Annotated in this window: 19 protein-coding genes; 11 read left to right on the top strand and 8 right to left on the bottom strand. The window is 69.1% G+C overall.

Translation table 11 applies throughout. The annotated features are described in order from the left end of the window. Complete coding sequence (locus ACF1AJ_RS11690) at positions 1–702, bottom strand: glutamine amidotransferase (RefSeq protein ID WP_391507520.1); 702 nt, start codon at positions 700–702, stop codon at positions 1–3. After that, on the bottom strand, positions 699–1,661 hold the full coding sequence (locus ACF1AJ_RS11685) for a cation diffusion facilitator family transporter (RefSeq protein ID WP_018189409.1): 963 nt from the start codon (positions 1,659–1,661) through the stop codon (positions 699–701). The genes ACF1AJ_RS11690 and ACF1AJ_RS11685 overlap by 4 nt, the downstream gene beginning before the upstream one ends. Before the next feature lie 23 nt (positions 1,662–1,684). Between ACF1AJ_RS11685 and proC the strand changes: the two genes are divergently transcribed. Beyond that, positions 1,685–2,530, top strand: a complete 846-nt coding sequence (proC, locus tag ACF1AJ_RS11680) for a pyrroline-5-carboxylate reductase (protein ID WP_391507519.1) — start codon at positions 1,685–1,687, stop codon at positions 2,528–2,530. 76 nt (positions 2,531–2,606) lie between these two features. On the opposite strand, the gene ACF1AJ_RS11675 is transcribed toward proC, so the two are convergent. The 3 genes from ACF1AJ_RS11675 to ACF1AJ_RS11665 all read right to left on the bottom strand — a co-directional run bounded on the left by ACF1AJ_RS11675 (position 2,607) and on the right by ACF1AJ_RS11665 (position 5,746). Continuing rightward, the gene (locus ACF1AJ_RS11675; RefSeq protein ID WP_391507518.1) at positions 2,607–3,494 is read right to left on the bottom strand and encodes a hypothetical protein; all 888 of its coding nucleotides are present in this window, start codon (positions 3,492–3,494) and stop codon (positions 2,607–2,609) included. A gap of 148 nt (positions 3,495–3,642) precedes the next feature. Then, positions 3,643–4,314, bottom strand: coding sequence for a potassium channel family protein (locus tag ACF1AJ_RS11670; RefSeq protein ID WP_391507517.1), 672 nt, complete (start codon positions 4,312–4,314; stop codon positions 3,643–3,645). Beyond that, positions 4,307–5,746, bottom strand: coding sequence for a potassium transporter TrkG (locus ACF1AJ_RS11665; RefSeq protein WP_309856025.1), 1,440 nt, complete (start codon positions 5,744–5,746; stop codon positions 4,307–4,309). The genes ACF1AJ_RS11670 and ACF1AJ_RS11665 overlap by 8 nt, the downstream gene beginning before the upstream one ends. A gap of 78 nt (positions 5,747–5,824) precedes the next feature. Between ACF1AJ_RS11665 and ACF1AJ_RS11660 the strand changes: the two genes are divergently transcribed. The 5 genes from ACF1AJ_RS11660 (at position 5,825) to ACF1AJ_RS11640 (ending at position 7,303) form a co-directional block, all read left to right on the top strand. Beyond that, positions 5,825–6,250: a metalloregulator ArsR/SmtB family transcription factor gene (locus ACF1AJ_RS11660; protein ID WP_309856027.1), complete on the top strand. Its 426-nt coding sequence runs from the start codon at positions 5,825–5,827 to the stop codon at positions 6,248–6,250. A gap of 41 nt (positions 6,251–6,291) precedes the next feature. Beyond that, complete coding sequence (locus ACF1AJ_RS11655) at positions 6,292–6,504, top strand: helix-turn-helix domain-containing protein (RefSeq protein WP_020075898.1); 213 nt, start codon at positions 6,292–6,294, stop codon at positions 6,502–6,504. A gap of 70 nt (positions 6,505–6,574) precedes the next feature. Beyond that, positions 6,575–6,673, top strand: coding sequence for a 30S ribosomal protein bS22 (locus ACF1AJ_RS11650; protein ID WP_003792170.1), 99 nt, complete (start codon positions 6,575–6,577; stop codon positions 6,671–6,673). Positions 6,674–6,743: 70 nt separating this feature from the next. Further along, positions 6,744–7,007 (top strand): glutaredoxin family protein, encoded by a 264-nt coding sequence (locus ACF1AJ_RS11645; RefSeq protein ID WP_309856030.1) that lies wholly within the window; start codon positions 6,744–6,746, stop codon positions 7,005–7,007. Beyond that, a complete protein-coding gene (locus ACF1AJ_RS11640; protein ID WP_309856032.1) occupies positions 7,004–7,303 on the top strand; it encodes a Dabb family protein in 300 nt (99 codons plus the stop codon). Before ACF1AJ_RS11645 ends, ACF1AJ_RS11640 begins: the two co-directional genes overlap by 4 nt. 103 nt (positions 7,304–7,406) lie before the next feature. Here the strand turns inward: ACF1AJ_RS11640 and ACF1AJ_RS11635 are convergent, their stop codons facing one another. Beyond that, positions 7,407–8,108 (bottom strand): GntR family transcriptional regulator, encoded by a 702-nt coding sequence (locus tag ACF1AJ_RS11635; RefSeq protein ID WP_391507516.1) that lies wholly within the window; start codon positions 8,106–8,108, stop codon positions 7,407–7,409. After that, positions 8,108–8,776, bottom strand: a complete 669-nt coding sequence (locus ACF1AJ_RS11630) for a GntR family transcriptional regulator (protein ID WP_391507515.1) — start codon at positions 8,774–8,776, stop codon at positions 8,108–8,110. Before ACF1AJ_RS11630 ends, ACF1AJ_RS11635 begins: the two co-directional genes overlap by 1 nt. 214 nt (positions 8,777–8,990) lie before the next feature. Between ACF1AJ_RS11630 and ACF1AJ_RS11625 the strand changes: the two genes are divergently transcribed. After that, a complete protein-coding gene (locus ACF1AJ_RS11625; RefSeq protein WP_391508751.1) occupies positions 8,991–10,211 on the top strand; it encodes an isochorismate synthase MenF in 1,221 nt (406 codons plus the stop codon). 32 nt (positions 10,212–10,243) lie between these two features. Here ACF1AJ_RS11625 and ACF1AJ_RS11620 read toward each other — a convergent pair whose 3' ends face one another. After that, a complete protein-coding gene (locus ACF1AJ_RS11620) occupies positions 10,244–11,098 on the bottom strand; it encodes a polyphosphate kinase 2 family protein (protein ID WP_391507514.1) in 855 nt (284 codons plus the stop codon). Positions 11,099–11,233: 135 nt separating this feature from the next. On the opposite strand from ACF1AJ_RS11620, the gene ACF1AJ_RS11615 reads away from it, so the two are divergent. From ACF1AJ_RS11615 to ACF1AJ_RS11600, 4 genes are all read left to right on the top strand, one after another. Then, positions 11,234–11,620, top strand: coding sequence for a hypothetical protein (locus tag ACF1AJ_RS11615; RefSeq protein WP_391507513.1), 387 nt, complete (start codon positions 11,234–11,236; stop codon positions 11,618–11,620). A gap of 101 nt (positions 11,621–11,721) precedes the next feature. Beyond that, positions 11,722–12,795, top strand: a complete 1,074-nt coding sequence (gene ubiE / locus ACF1AJ_RS11610; RefSeq protein WP_391507512.1) for a bifunctional demethylmenaquinone methyltransferase/2-methoxy-6-polyprenyl-1,4-benzoquinol methylase UbiE — start codon at positions 11,722–11,724, stop codon at positions 12,793–12,795. Positions 12,796–12,815: 20 nt separating this feature from the next. After that, positions 12,816–13,871 carry a polyprenyl synthetase family protein gene (locus tag ACF1AJ_RS11605; RefSeq protein ID WP_391508749.1) on the top strand — a complete coding sequence of 352 codons (1,056 nt, stop codon included), beginning with the start codon at positions 12,816–12,818 and terminating at the stop codon, positions 13,869–13,871. Between the two features lie 30 nt (positions 13,872–13,901). Then, positions 13,902–15,299 (top strand): FAD-dependent oxidoreductase, encoded by a 1,398-nt coding sequence (locus ACF1AJ_RS11600; protein ID WP_391507511.1) that lies wholly within the window; start codon positions 13,902–13,904, stop codon positions 15,297–15,299. The last annotated feature ends 13 nt before the right edge of the window (positions 15,300–15,312 follow it).

Raw genomic sequence — 15,312 nt, 5'->3', positions numbered from 1 at the left:
TCAGGCGGGAAGGCGCTCCAGCCACTCGGAGAATGCCGCGCGCGACGCCTCCTGCATCCGCGCCGAGTACGCCTCGCGGTCGCGCCGCAGGGCGTCCGGGTCGATGGCCAGCTCATCCAGCTCGTTGTATCCGTCCGCGACCCACGCCTCGTGCATCTCATCCGTGACCTCGGGATGGAACTGCACGGCGAGAGTGAAGTCGCCGATCGCGAACGCCTCGTTGGAGTAGTCGCCGGAGGAGGCCAGCAGTGTCGCCTGCTCGGGCAGCTCGAACGTGTCGCCGTGCCACTCGACGACGGGAACGCCGTCGAAGTGGCGGATCGGCGAGTCCGCGCCGGCCTCCGTCGGCTCGACCCGGCGGTAACCGATCTGGGTGGTGTCGCCCTTGTAGACCCGCTCGCCGAGCGCGCCGGCGATCAGCTGAGCGCCCAGGCACACGCCGAGCACGGGCCGCTCCGCACCGATGCGCTCGCGCAGCAGCTCCTTCTCCTGCTCGAGGAACGGGAACTGGTCGGTCTGGTAGGCGCCCATTTCTCCTCCGAGGACGACGACGAGGTCGGCTTCCGCCGGGTCGATCGCCGATACGTCCTCGGTGGTCACATCCACGATCCGCAGGTCGTAGCCGTGCTCGGTCAGCACGGGGCCGATGTTGCCGAGGTGGATGCTGGGGTCGTGCTGCAGGATGACGGCGGTGCGGGTCACTCGAGTCCTTTGATGACGATGGTGTCGGTTGCGGGAGCGGCCTCGTTGGGGTCGACCCATACGTCCGGCTCGATGTAGATGACGCGCGCCGCGGGGACGGCTTCCCGGATGCGGTGCTCGACGACATCGATCGCCGCGGCGACGTCCGCGAGGCGGTGCTCGCCCGAGAACGCGAGCTTCGCGGCCACCATCAGCTCGTCCGGGCCGAGGTACAGGGTCTTCATGTGGATGATGCGCTCGACCTCGGGGCCGGACGTCACCGCGCTCTCGATCGCGGCGAGATCGGCGTCCGACGCGCCCTCGCCGACGAGCAGGCTCTTCGTCTCGATTCCCAGCACGACGGCGACCGCGACCAGCAGCGCGCCGATGAAGAGGGTGCCGATTCCGTCCCAGACGCTGTTGCCGGTGATGATCGTCAGGCCGACGCCGATCAGGGCGAAGACGAGGCCGGTCAGCGCCGCCACATCCTCGAGCAGGACCACGGGGAGTTCGGGAGCCTTCGCGCGGCGCACGAACTGCGGCCACGACATCCCCTTCTTGTGCGGGCGGGACTCGTGGACCGCCGTGCGCAGCGAGAAGGACTCCAGACCGATGGCGATGAGCAGCACCAGGATCGGCAGCCAGGCGTTCTCGAGCGGATGCGGGTGGGTGAGCTTCTCGATCCCCTCGTAGATCGAGAACACGCCGCCGACGGAGAACAGGATGATGGAGACGACGAAGGCGTAGACGTAGCGCTCGCGCCCGTAGCCGAACGGATGCTCGCGGTCGGCCTTGCGGCGCGACTGCCGGCCGCCGAGCAGCAGGAGCAGCTGGTTGCCCGAGTCGGCGACCGAGTGCACGCCCTCCGCGAGCATCGACGACGAGCCCGAGAACGCCCACGCGATGAACTTGGTCAGGGCGATCCCCAGGTTGGCCGCGAAAGCAGCGATGATCGCTCTGTTACCGCCGGATGCGCTCATGCCCTTCATCCTAGGATGGCCGCATGGACGACGCGCAGAACGTGACCCTTCCGACCATCGCGATGCTCGGCGCTGGCTCGATGGGCCGCGCGATCCTGAGCGGTCTGCTCGCGCCCGGCGTGCAGGTCGCCGGCATTCGGGTCACGAACCGGTCGGAGGCGCGGGCGGCAGAGCTCGCCGGGACGCCGGGCGTGACCGCCTACGCGACGGAGACGAAGGCGGACGCCAACTGGCTCGCGGTCGATGGAGCGCAGGTCGTGATCGTCGCGGTCAAGCCTGCGATGGTCCGCGACCTGCTGGCAGAGATCACCGACTCGTTGGCGCCGGGGACCGTCGTCGTCAGCGTGGCGGCCGGGGTCACCACCGAGACGATGGAGACGCTTCTGCCGGACTCGGTCTCCGTCGTCCGCGCGATGCCGAACACTCCGGCCGTCGTCGGCAAGGCGGTGACCGGCATCAGCGCGGGCTCGCGCACCGATCCGGAAGACCTGCAGGTCGTGCGCGCCCTGTTCGAGACCGTCGGCGAGGTGGTCGAGGTGCCGGAGTCGCAGCTGGATGCGCTGAGCACGATCTCGGGATCCGGTCCGGCGTACGTGTTCCTCCTCATCGAGGCGCTGACCGAGGCGGCCGTGCAGAAGGGTTTCACGCCCGAGCAGGCGGCGACCCTCGTCAACGGGACGTTCCTCGGGGCGTCCGAGCTGCTGGTCTCCTCCGGAGAGGACCCGGCGGAGCTGCGCCGCCGCGTCACCAGCCCGAACGGCACCACCGAGCGGGCGATCGCCGTCCTCTCCGAGGCCGACCTCCCCGCTCTCTTCGCCCGCGCGACAGACGCCGCCCTCGCCCGCGCCCGCGAACTAGCCGCCGGCTGACTCGCCCGCCCCCTCTCCCCTCCCCCCACCGTCGAGTCCGCAAAGACTTACCGCTGCGGGGGTGGTTTCCGTGCAGTTATCGCGTACTCGACCGGTGGAGGGCGCGACGGACCCGCAGCGCGACGTCGTCGAAAGGGTCCGCGGCGGTCACGAAGATGACGTCCCATCCCGAGTCGACGAGGCGCTCCCGGCGACGGATGTCGTTTCTATACGTCGACGTGTCCGTCCGGTGGTGATCACCGAGGTATTCGATGGCGACGCGGGCGGCGGGATACGCGAGGTCGATCATGGCTTCCACCCGATCGCCGTCCGATGAACGGACCACGTGATTGAGCTCCGGTGCGGGAAGGCCTGAGTCCTCGAGTGCCACGCGCAGGCGGGACTCCTGCGGTGAGAGGGAGCCGTAGCGGATGCGCGCCAGCGCCTGCCGGAGAGTCGTCACGCCGCGTCGTCGGCCGTGCCGTCGAACCGCCGCCTCGAGGTGGGCGCGCGTCAGGAGCGGCGGCTGCTGTGAGTACGGCTCGTCACCCGTGATCAGGAAGTCTCCAATGGCGACCAGGTCGGGTAGTGGCAATCGGGTGCTCAACTGAGCCCATGTGTCCTGAGCAGCGATCACGCGGAGTCCGTCGACGACTGCCCACCGATGCTCGTCGGGGGTCAGCTGGTGGGAGACGATCCCGCGGAGACGAGGCGGCCGCGTCGGCTCGAATACCGAGATCTCGACCTCTTCGGGTTCCGCCCAGCGGGGTAGCGGCATCCCGTGGATGACGGCGGCGGAACGATGGCTGAACAGCGCCTCACCCGGCAGGATGACGGCTGCTGCGCGACAGAGCGCGACGTGTCCTACTGGTTCGGTGGCGCACCGCATGCCGAAGAAGGGCCGGTGCAGCCTCTCTCCATAGACCGTGCGCCACGAGACCCCGTCCCGCAGCAGTTCTCTCGTCCGTACGCCGTGCTCATCCATCCCCCTACCCAAGCGCCTCCTACACGCCCTCGATCACCTATCCACAGCCCCGCCGTCGAGTCCGCAAAGTTTGCACGCCGAGCCGCCCCGGAGCGTGCAAAGTTTGCGGACTCGACGGTGGGGGAAGGAGCGCAGAGGGGACGGGGGGTCAGGCGTCGAGGGCGGCGAAGCGCTCGATGTCGGCGGAGGCGCCCGAGACGATGACGAGGTCGTGGTCGGAGACGACCGTGTCCGGCGTCGCGTAGGTGAACGGCTTGCCGGGGCTCTTCACGCCGACGACCGTGATGTTGTACTTGGAGCGGACACCGGATGCGCCCAGGCGCAGGCCGCGGATCGGCTTCGGCGGGTACATCTTGACCAGCGCGAAGTCGTCGTCGAACTCGATGAAGTCGAGCATCCGTCCGGACACCAGGTGCGCCGCCCGCTCGCCCGCCTCCGCCTCCGGGTAGATCACGTGGTTGGCGCCGATCCTCTCCAGGATCTTGCCGTGCGATTTCGAGATCGCCTTCGCCCAGATCTGCGGCACCTTCAGGTCGACGAGGTTCGCCGTGATCAGCACGCTCGCCTCGATCGACGAGCCGACGGCGACGACGCCGATGGAGAAGTCCTCCGCCCCGATCTGGCGCAGCGTCTCGATCGAGCGCGCATCGGCCTGCACCGTGTGCGTGACCCGGTCGGCCCACTTCTGCACCAGGCTCGCATCCGTGTCGATCGCGAGCACCTCGCGGCCGAGGCGGTCGAGCTGCCCGGCGGTGGCGGCGCCGAACCGCCCGAGCCCGATGACGAGCACGGGCGCGTTGTGTCTGATCCGGTCAACCAACGAGCGGCCTCTCCTCCGGGTTGTGATACAGCTGACGGCGTTGGCTCTGGGCCAGCGCTGCGGCGAGAGTCACTGTACCAACGCGCCCGCAGAACATCGTCGCGGCCATGACGTAGACGCCGGCGTCCGGAAGACGCTCGGTCAGACCGGTGGACAGACCACATGTGGCGAACGCCGAGATCACGTCGAACAGCACGTGGTCGAGCGGCGCCTTGGTGATCTGCAGGATGAGGATGCTCGACACCGCCACGATCGTCGCGCCCCACAGGGCGACGGCGACCGACAGCCGCAGTACGTCGATGGGGATGCGGCGGCGGAACGCATCCATCGACTCCACCCCGCGCGCCTCGGCGAAGGCGGCCAGGAAGAGGACGGCCAGCGTCGTGACCTTGATGCCGCCGGCGGTGGATGCGGACCCTCCTCCGATGAACATGAGCATGTCGGTGACGAGCAGGCTCGACCCGTGCAGGTCGTCGATCGGGATGGTCGAGAAGCCGCCCGACCGCGCCATGGTCGACAGGAAGAACGACTGGAACACCGTGTGCCCGGCATCCAGTCGGCCGAACGTCTTCGGGTTGTCGTATTCGAGCACGATGTAGAGCACGGCCCCGGCGACGAGCAGGATGACCGAGGTGAGCAGCGTCAGCTTCACGTGGATGGACCAGCGGCGACGTTTCTGGCGCAGATTGGATGCGATGGCCAGGATGACCGGGAACCCGATCGCGCCGAGGAACACGCCGATCATGAGTGCGCTCAGGAACCAGTAGTCCGTCGCGAACGCAGCGATGCCTTCGCGGTTGGGGGTGAAGCCGGTATTGGTGAACGCCATGGCCGAGTAGTAGAGCGACTCCCACGCAGCGGTGCCGACGTCGATGCCCGCGATGAGCATCCGCGGGAAGAGCAGCAGGGCGACGGCGCCCTCGATGACCACCATGCTGATCGCGACGGTGGTGAGCAGCTTGCCGACCTCGCCCAGCCGGACCGCCTGTCCTTCGGCGACCGGGCCGCCGTGCACGCGGAGCGGGTTGCTGTCGCTCGCCGCCATGAGCTTGGCGCGCAGCCCGAGCTTGCGCGAGATGACGAGTCCGAGGATGGATGCCATGGTCAGCACGCCGACGGCGCCGACCTGCACGCCGATATAGACGAGCAGATGGCCGAACACGGACCAATGGGTCGCCATGTCGACGGTCGCGAGCCCGGTCACGCAGATGACGGAGACCGCGGTGAACAGGGAGTCCGCCAGCGGCGTCCACCGTCCGTTCGACGACGAGATCGGCAGCGAGAACAGCAGCGTGAAGACGAGGATCAGCAGGGCGAACACGAGGATCGCGAACCGGGACGGGCTCCGGGCCGCGAACCCGTTGAGGGCGGCGCGGATGCGCCCGACAGCCGACGCGGGCCGTCCGGGGACCGCCCGGGTGGTGGCGCTCATGTCTCGTCCTTCCCGTCTTCGGCTGTCGGGCGGGCTTCGGACATGGTACTGCGTCGGGGGAATGGCTAGCCTGGGGACATGGCCGACATCTTCGACGTGATCGCCGATCCGACGCGGCGCGACATTCTGCGCGTGCTGCTCGATCGCAATACGGACGCGGCGCATTCCGTGGGCGAGATATCCGTTTCCGAGATCGTCGCGACGCTCGAGCTGAGCCAGCCGACGGTGTCCAAGCACCTGAAAGTGCTGCGCGAGGCGGGCCTCGTCTCCGTGCGCGAGGAGGGCCAGCACCGCTATTACAGCCTGGACGCCCGCCCCCTTGTCGCGGTCGAGGACTGGATCATTCCGTTCACGGCATCCGATGAGGACATGGAGTTGAGCGTCCGGCTCGCGGAGGAGACGCGCGAGTTCGCGAGTACGGTCGGCAAGGTGCTCGCCGACACGCGTCACCGGGTGTCGTCGGCGACCGAGCGCGTGACGCCGAAGAAGTGGCGCAAGGACTGACCCTCCGCGAGTACGATGACCGGAAAGAGGAGGACGGACTCATGGCACACGATCTGAGAGACGTGCGCTTCCTGACGGTCGCCGAGGTGGCCGACATGATGCGCGTCTCCCGTATGACCGTGTACCGGCTCGTCCATTCGGGCGAACTGCCCGCCATCCGCTTCGGCCGATCGTTCCGGGTTCCGGAGTCCGCGGTCGACCAGCTCCTGCAGGCCGCGACGTTCCGCGAGGGCGGCGTCGCGGACTCTGCGTGACGTCAGGTAGACTGGCTGCTCGTGTCGCCGCGCGCCCCGCGGCATGCCCCCGATTCTTTGTGAGGTCCACGTGGGTTCCGTTATCAAGAAGCGTCGCAAGCGTATGGCGAAGAAGAAGCACCGCAAGCTTCTTCGCAAGACGCGCCACCAGCGTCGCAACAAGAAGTAGACCTCGAGTCTGCGGCTCCAAGCGTCGGTCCATCCGGTCCGGCGCTTTTTGCTGCGTCTAGAGTGGATTCGTGTCCAGCGTCTCCGTGACTCTCATCGGCAAGCCCGGCTGTCATCTGTGCGATGACGCGCGGGAGGTCATCCACTCGGTCATCGGCCAGCTGCCGGACGGCTCGCCCACGGTGACCGTGGAGGAGCGGGACATCCTTCAGGACGCCGAACTGCACGAGAAGTACGTGGAGGAGATCCCCGTCGTGCTCCTCGACGGACGCGTCCACACCTACTGGCGGGTCGACCCGGCACGCCTGCGCACCGCACTCCTGGAGGCCGAATGACCATCCGCCACGTCGTCTCGTGGAAGCTAGCGACCACCGACGAGTCGGAGCGCGCCGAACAGGCCGCGGAGATCAAGCGCGGTCTGGAGTCGCTTCCCGCCGTCATCCCGCAGCTGCGTTCGCTTCAGGTCGGCGTCAACGCCGTGCCGGGGGACAACTTCGACGTCGTGCTGATCAGCGATTTCGACGACCTGGATGGCATCCAGGCGTATCTCGACCACCCCGCGCATCTCGAGGTGGCGGGATACATCCGCTCCGTCGTGGGCTCTCGGGCCGCGGTCGACTTCGAGGTCTGACGCCGCAGCGCGACGCCCGCAGGGCGACGCCGCAGGGCGACGCCGCAGGGCGACGCCGCAGGGCGACGCCGCAGGGCGACGCCGCAGGGCGACGCCGCAGGTGTCAGAAGACCGGCGTCTTGGTGATGTCCGCGTCGCGGCGGCGGTAGTCCTCGAGGAACTGCGCGAGGGTTCCGGCGTAGAGCTCCTTGACGAGGTCTCCCGCCTTGGCGCCGTCACGGTCCTTCGCGGCGGTGAGGATGCCGGCCAGCGCGCCCGGGAGGTCATCGATCCCGAACGGCTTCTCCCAGACCGAGATGTAGCGGAGCAGCTGCGGGCTGAGCCCCTCGCTGACGGAGGCCAGGACGTCGTTCCCGCCCGCTCGGGTCAGCTCGAGGAAGAAGTCGTTGAATGCGCGCCCGAGGGCGGGGAGGTCGCGGGCCTTGGCGGACTTCTTGACCTCCTTCTGCGCCTTGTCGAGGCGCGTGACGACCGCGTTCTCGAGCTCGGGCACGTTCGCGCGAGCCGCGTGCTCGTGGAGCAGGCCGGTCGTGTAGATGGCCTCGTCGATCGCCTTGAGGTCGATCGGCGCGACGCGGGTGTACCGGTTGGGCGCCATCTCGACGAGGCCGATGTCGGCGAGCTTCATCAGGGCTTCGCGGATCGGGGTCCGCGAGACGCCGAGCCAGGCGGTGAGCTTCTCGTCGAGGAGGGTCTCGCCCGGCTCGAGGGTGCCGTCGAGGATGCCCTCGTACAGGCGGTTGTAGACCACATCGCGCAGCAGCCGGCGCTCGACCGGTGCGGTATCGCTCACGGGCAGCGGCATCAGCGGACCTCCTTCGATGGCGTGCCGAACTCGTCGGCGATCGAGACGATCGACTTGTCGAACAGGTCGCCCGCGGCACGGGCGGCCTTGTCGGCCTTGCCGGAGACAGCGGCGTCGATCAGGGTCTTGATCGGGGGGAGGGCCTTGTCGAGCGGCGCGGAGGAGGGAGCGGCGTTGAGCGCCCGCTGCACCTCCGGAAGGTGCCGCTTGAGGAGGCGCGCGACGGTCGCGTTGTCGAGACGTCGGACGAAGACGCCGAGGAAGCCGTCGGCGGAGAGTCCGGTGCGGACGGCCTCGGATGCGTCGCCGGAATCGAAGGAGCGGAGCGTCTCGCGGTCGCCCTCGGTGAGGAGTGGCGTCGCGTCGCGCACGACGCCGGCGACGAGCACACCGACGGTGGTGAGCAGTTCGCGGAGCCGGCGCGACTCGATCGGCGTGACGCGGGTGCGTCGCTGGGGCAGGATCTCGACGAGGCCCATGGCCGCCAGCTGGTTGAGCGCCTCGCGGACCGGGGTGCGGGACACCCCGACCCAGCGTTCGATCTCGGCGTCGTAGAGCTGCTCGCCGGGGAGTAGGTCGCCGTCGACGATGGCGTCGAGCAGGCGCAGGAAGACTTCGTCTCGGATCAGCCGCCGGGGGCTGGCGGCTTCGGTCACGGGCACGGGCATAGTTGGATGTTACATCCAGGTGGATCGGTCATCGGGCTGATGTACTGAGTGTCGAAAGCGCGCATTGCGTGCTCTATTTGTCAGGTGGAGCGGCCCCTTCGTCGGCCGGCGTCCATGCAGTCCCCATCCGCTCCCCAACGGGTGCACAGCATCGCGGGCGTAGGCTGGCCCCGTGAGATCAGCCCCGACCGCTCGGCGGGATACGGGCGTTACGGTGCTCGTGGCCGAGACCGCACCGCTCGACGACGTCCGCCAGCTCATCCCGTTCCTCGACTCCCGCGCACCCCTGCTGTGGCTTCGCAAGGGTGAAGGGATGGCGGCGATCGGGGAGGTGCTCCGGCTCGACTTCACCGGCCCGGACCGCATCCAGGAGGCGTCCGCCGCCTGGCGGGCCACCGCGGCCGCCGCGGAGGTCGACGACGCCGTCCGCACGCCTGGAACGGGTCTCGTCGCGTTCGGCACCTTCGCGTTCGACGACGAGAGTACGGCGACGAGCACGCTGATCGTGCCAGAAGTGGTCATCGGCCGTCGCGGAAGCCGCAGCTGGATCACCCGCATCCGTCGCGCCGACGCCCAGGCCTCGGCATCGCTGCCGCGGCCGACCGCGTTCGGCGACGAGTACCGGCTCGCCCTCCTTCCCGGCGAGCTGGGCGGCGACGGCTACCGTTCGGCAGTAGCGGCCGCGGTCGAGCGCATCCGCGAGGAGGATCTGTCGAAGGTCGTGCTGGCGCGCGACCTCCGCGGCCACCTGCCGGTCGAGTCGGACCTCCGCCGAGCGCTGGTCGAGCTCGCGCTCGGCTACCCGGACTGCTGGACCTTCGCGGTGGACGGCCTGGTCGGCTCGTCCCCCGAGACCCTAGTGCGCGTCCACCACGGAACGGTGACGGCACGCGTGCTGGCCGGCACGATCTCGCGCGGCTCCGACGCCTCCCTCGACGCCGCCGCGGCCGCCGAGCTGGTGGCCAGCGCGAAGGATCAGGGCGAGCATCGCTTCGCCGTGACGAGCGTGATGGATGCGCTCCGCCCGCACAGTGCGGACCTCGCCGCGAGCGACGAGCCGTTCACGCTCAAGCTGCCCAACCTGTGGCACCTCGCGACGGACATCGCCGGGATGCTGAGCGACGGGTCCAGCTCCCTCGACCTCGCCGCCGCGCTGCACCCGACGGCCGCGGTCGCCGGGACGCCCCGCCGCGAGGCGCTGGAGCTGATCCGCGAACTGGAGCCGTTCGACCGCGGACGTTACGCGGGCCCGGTGGGCTGGGTCGGCGGCGACGGCGACGGTGAGTGGGCGATCGCGCTCCGGTGCGCGCAGGTGACGCCGAGCGGTGACCTCACGGCGTATGCGGGCGCCGGCATCGTCGCGGACTCCGACCCCGAGCGGGAGCTCGCCGAGACGACGATGAAGTTCCGGCCGATCGTGGAAGCGTTCGGCTGAGCGGCATCCGGCTGCGCGTCTGACTCCGGCGATCAGGAGTCGGCCAGGCGGCGCTTCTGCTCCTCCACGTCGTAGTCGGGCATCGGCCACTCCAGGTCGAGCCCCTCGAGCGCACGGATCAGCAGTTGCTGCACGGCGACCCGCGCGTACCACTTGTGGTCGGCGGGGACGACGAACCACGGCGCCTCCGCCGTGCTCGTGCGCTCCAGGGCGATCTGGTACGCCTCCTGGTAGTCGTCCCAGCGGAGCCGCTCGTCGACGTCGGCGGGGTTGAACTTCCAGAGCTTGGCACGGTTCTCAAGCCGGGCGGCGAGGCGCTTCTTCTGCTCGGTCTTCCCGAGGTGCAGCATCACCTTGACGATGGTGGTGCCGGAATCAGCTAGCTCATGCTCGAATCCGGTGATCGCGCCGTAGCGGCGTTCCAGCTCCTCCGGCGGGGCGAGCTGGCGCACACGGCCGATCAGGACGTCCTCGTAGTGGGAGCGGTCGAAGACGCCGACCTGTCCGGCGGCCGGGACCTCGCGCCAGACGCGCCAGAGGAAGTCGTGCGAGAGCTCCTCCGGGGTCGGCTTGCCGAAACCCGCGTAGTGGACGCCGCCGGGGTTCATCGCTCCGATGACGTGCGAGACGATGCCGCCCTTCCCGGCCGTGTCCATCGCCTGGAGCACGAGGAGGACGGACAGCGGGGCGCCCTCCCTGCCGCACGCGAACAGCTTCTCCTGCAGTTCGGCGAGCACGTCCTTGCCCGCCGAGAGCGCATCCTTCCCCTCCTCCTTGCCGCCCGCGAAGCCGGGAGTGCCGTCGGTGGGCTGGTCGGCGAGGCGGAAGCCGGGTCTCACGCGGAGCAGCTCGGAGGGATCCGTCGTCCAAAACGTGTCGTGGGACACCGTCGCTCCTCACCCGTGAGGCGGCCGTCCGCCCCGCGATCTCTGGGATCGCCATGGTAGTCCCGCTGGTTCAGATGTGGTCTAGCCGTGGGTCGGCGCGCAGCATTACGGTGTGCGCGATGAGAGGCGGCTGAGATGGGCTCTTTCTGGAATGTGTTCTTGTACGTCTTCTGGATCTTCGCGTTCGTGGCTTTCGTGATGATCCTGTTCACCGTGCTGGTGGACCTGTTCCGCGACAGCGCGCTCAACGGATGGTGGAAGGCCCTGTGGGTGATCTTCCTCATCTTCGTCCCGCTGCTCTCGGTGCTGGTGTACCTGATCGCGCGCGGACGGGGCATGGCGGAGCGGAGCATGGCACGTCGTGCGCAGGTGCCGGAGGACGACGACTGGGGAGCGAGGCCGACGGCATCCGCGACTCCGGCGGCCGACATCCAGCAGGCGCAGGCGCTGCTCGACCAGGGCGTGATCTCGCCTGGCGAGTTCGACGCGCTCCGGGCGAAGGCGCTGGGACAGCGGTTCTGATGGCCGGATGCGCGATGTCGCGCCGGGTCGCCTGGCTGACCGTTCGGCGTGCATCCTGTCGTCGGCATGCACCCGCTGACGGCGCAGCCTAAGCTGGTGGGGTGAGTAAGGCCGACCTCAGCAAGCAGCCCGCGCAGGTCGCCGCCATGTTCGACCAGGTGTCGACGCGCTACGACCGGACCAATAACGTCCTGTCGGTCGGCAATGCGGCCCTCTGGCGCGTCGCGACGACGCGTGCGGTCGCCCCGCGCGCCGGCGAGACGATCCTCGACGTCGCGGCCGGGACGGGCACGTCGAGCGCCTCCCTCGCCCGCAACGGGGCCTCTGTCGTCGCCGCCGACTTCTCGGCCGGGATGATCGACGTCGGCCGGCAGCGTCAGTCCGGCAATCCGTTCATCCGGTTCGTCCAGGCCGACGCGATGGACCTCCCGTTCGACGACGACACCTTCGACGCGGTGACGATCTCGTTCGGCCTGCGCAACATCGTCGACCCCAAGAAGGCGCTCGCCGAGTTCTTCCGGGTGGTCAAGCCCGGGGGTCGCGTGGTGGTGTGCGAGTTCTCCCAGCCGCCGCTCGCTCCCGTTCGTGCCGGATACTCGGCCTACCTCAAGTTCGGCATGCCGGTGCTGGCGCGTGTCGCCAGTTCGAACCCGGCCGCCTATGAGTACCTCATGGAGTCCATCCAGGCGTGGCCGGACCAGCGGGCGCTCGCCGGGTGGATGCGCGAGGCCGGTTTCGAACGCGTCGCGTACCGCAACCTGACGGCCGGCATCGTCGCGCTGCACCGCGGGTTCAAGCCCCAGCGCCAGGCAACTCCGGTGGAGCCGGTCGCCGAGCCTTCTCTCGAGAATGCCAAGCCCGAGGCGTCGGCTGACGAGCCCGCGCCCGCGAAGCCGGCCGCCGTGGCGAAGCCGAAGGCCGCTGCAAAGCCGAAGACCACTCCGAAGCCGAAGACACCCGCCGCCAAGGAAAAGCCCGACGCGGCGAAGCCCGCTGCGGCGAAGCCCGCTGCCGCGAAGCCCGCCGCAACGGCGAAGCCTCAGCCCGCCGCTTCCACGCCCGCGGCACCCAAGCCGAAGCGCTCGACCTCCGCCGGCTCCGTGTCGCGTCCGGCATCCGCCGGACCCGCCGGCTCCGAAGAGTCAGCGTCCACCATCCCGTCCGAGGGGGAGTAGTGCCACGAAGTGTCCCGGCTGTGCGGCGCCCGTCGCTGACCAGCCAGCTCGGCTTCACCGAGCGGATCTTCCTCCGCGGTGACGACCGCGAGCTCGCGAACGCCGTCGACGCCGGTCTCGCGCAGGTCGAGGAGAGCCTCCACCGCGAGATGCACTTCGCGGACAACCTCGCCGACGTGACCGCCCGGTACCTCCTCGAGGCCGGCGGCAAACGGGTCCGTCCGATGCTGACGCTGCTGGCCGCGCAGCTCGGCAACGGCACGAACGCCGACGTCATCCAGGCGGCGGAGGCGGTCGAGATCACCCACCTCGCCTCGCTGTACCACGACGACGTCATGGACGACTCCCAGATGCGCCGCGGAGTGCCGAGCGCGCAGTTCGTCTGGGGCAACTCCGTCGCCGTGCTGACCGGCGACCTGCTTTTCGCCCGCGCCAGCAAGCTGGTCTCCGCGCTCGGTGAGCGCGCCATCCAGCTGCAGGCCGACACGTTCGAGCGGCTGTGCCTCGGCCAGCTTCACGAGACCATCGGGCCCCAGGAGGGCGAGGACCCGATCGAGCACTACATCGGGGTGCTGGAGGACAAGACCGGCTCCCTGATCGCGGTCGCCGCCCAGATGGGCGTGCTGTTCTCGAACGCTCCGAAGGAGTTCGAACAGCCCGTCGTGGTGTTCGGCGAGAAGATCGGCGTGGCCTTCCAGCTCATCGACGACGTCATCGACCTGTCGTCGGAGGGGGTGGCCGAGACCGGCAAGACCCCTGGCAACGATCTCCGCGCCGGCGTCGCGACCCTCCCCGTCCTGCGCCTCCGCGAGCGCGCCTCCACCGACCCGGAGGCCGCGGCCCTGCTCGAGCGTCTCGAGCGCGACGTCATCGGCTCGGCCGAGGACGGCGAGGTCACCCCCGCCGCCATGGAAGCGATCGCCGCGCTCCGTGAGCACGATGTGACCCGCCAGACGCTGGAGGAGGCGCACCGCTGGGCGCGCGAGGCGGTCGAGGCCCTCGAGCCCCTTCCGGACGGCCCGGTGAAGAAGGCTCTGATCCGGTTCGCGGACACGATCGTCGAACGCTCCAGCTGAGCAACCAGCAACCCCAGAAGGAATCAACGAATGACCAAACTGCGACTGGCCATCGTCGGCGCCGGACCGGCGGGCATCTACGCCGCCGACATCCTGCTGAAAGCGGAGCGGGGCTTCGACGTATCGATCGACCTGTTCGAGCAGCTTCCCGCCCCGTACGGCCTCGTCCGCTACGGCGTGGCCCCCGACCACCCGCGCATCAAGGGCATCATCACCGCCCTGCGCGAGGTGCTGGACAGCGGTGACATCCGTATCTTCGGCAATGTGCAGTACGGCCGCGACATCACGCTCGACGACCTCAAGCGCCACTACAACGCCGTCATCTTCGCCACGGGCGCCGTGCGCGATGCCGACCTCGAGATCCCCGGCATCGAACTCCGGGGTTCGTATGGTGCGGCCGACTTCGTCAGCTGGTTCGACGGGCACCCCGACGTTCCGCGCACGTGGCCGCTCGACGCGAAGTCCGTCGCCGTCATCGGCAACGGCAACGTCGCGCTTGACATCTCTCGCATGCTCGCGAAGCACGCGGACGACCTCCTGCCGACGGAGATCCCCGACAACGTCTACGAGGGGCTCAAGAACTCGCCGGTCACCGACGTGCACGTCTTCGGCCGTCGCGGCCCGGCGCAGGTGAAGTTCACGCCGCTGGAACTGCGCGAGCTGGGCGAGCTGCGCGACGTCGACATGATCCTCTACGACGAGGACTTCGACTACGACGAGCAGTCGAAGGCGGCGATCGCGAGCAACAAGCAGGTGATGGTCATCGACCGCGTGCTCCAGCAGTGGCGGCAGCGCGAGGTCGGCAGTGCGTCGCGCCGGCTCCACCTGCACTTCTACGCGAAGCCGCTCGAGGTCGTGGGCGATGAGAACGGCCACGTGCGCGCCTTCCGCTGGGAGCGCACCGAGCCGGACGGCGAGGGCGGCGTGCGCGGCACGGGGGAGATCCGCGAGCTCGAGATCGACGCGCTCTACCGAGCTGTCGGTTACTTCGGCTCGCCGTTGCCCGGCATCCCGTTCGACCGGAAGCACGGTGTCATCCCGAACCACGAGGGCCAGGTGCTGCGCAAGGGCGACAACGAGCGCATGTACGGGGTCTACGCGACCGGATGGATCAAGCGGGGGCCCGTCGGGCTCATCGGTCACACCAAATCGGATGCCATGGAGACGATCAAACATGTCATCAACGATCAGGGAAACTGGTGGTCGCCGTCCGACCCCGAGGAGCAATCTGTGGAGAACCTCCTCCACGAGCGGGGTGTGGAGTACACCACGCTCGACGGCTGGCACAACCTCGACGCGTACGAGCAGTCGCTCGGCGCCGAGCGTGGCCGGGTGCGAGTGAAGGTCGTCCCCCGGGACGAGATGGTGCGGGCCTCCAACGGCGAGCCGGTCGGCAGCGGCCCGGCGGGCGGGCAGGCCGCCGAGTAGGCGTGCCGGCGGC

Source organism: Leifsonia sp. NPDC014704 (assembly GCF_043083605.1).
Lineage (GTDB): Bacteria > Actinomycetota > Actinomycetes > Actinomycetales > Microbacteriaceae > Leifsonia.
Note: the sequence above shows the minus strand (reverse complement) of the source record. Positions and strands in the feature narration are given on the sequence as shown.